The organism is Pseudomonas rossensis (assembly GCF_039888995.1).
Classification (GTDB): domain Bacteria; phylum Pseudomonadota; class Gammaproteobacteria; order Pseudomonadales; family Pseudomonadaceae; genus Aquipseudomonas; species Aquipseudomonas rossensis.
In genome coordinates this window covers 1-343 of record NZ_JBBWCB010000351.1, presented here as the reverse complement: position 1 = coordinate 343, position 343 = coordinate 1, and the positions used below count along the sequence as shown (strand labels likewise).

General features: G+C 50.7%; 2 rRNA genes. Both read left to right on the top strand.

Annotation, left to right across the window (positions count from 1 at the left end):
- Positions 1–99 (top strand): 23S ribosomal RNA (locus WLY71_RS30840); the annotation flags it as partial.
- Positions 100–257: 158 nt separating this feature from the next.
- A 5S ribosomal RNA gene (gene rrf, locus WLY71_RS30835) occupies positions 258–343 on the top strand; the annotation flags it as partial.

Below are 343 nucleotides of genomic sequence, written 5' to 3'. Positions count from 1 at the left end.
CTGAAGGGCCGTCGAAGACTACGACGTTGATAGGTTGGGTGTGTAAGCGCTGTGAGGCGTTGAGCTAACCAATACTAATTGCCCGTGAGGCTTGACCATATAACACCCAAGCAATTTGCTGACCTGAAAGGGCACCAGATTGCGGTGTGTGAAGACGAAACGAACCGAAAGTTCGAGATACTCACAAAACACCAAACTATCGCATACCCATTCGCTGGAGCGTAATCCGCAAGGAGAACGACCTGGCTACCGAATTTCTTGACGACCATAGAGCATTGGAACCACCTGATCCCATCCCGAACTCAGCAGTGAAACGATGCATCGCCGATGGTAGTGTGGGGTT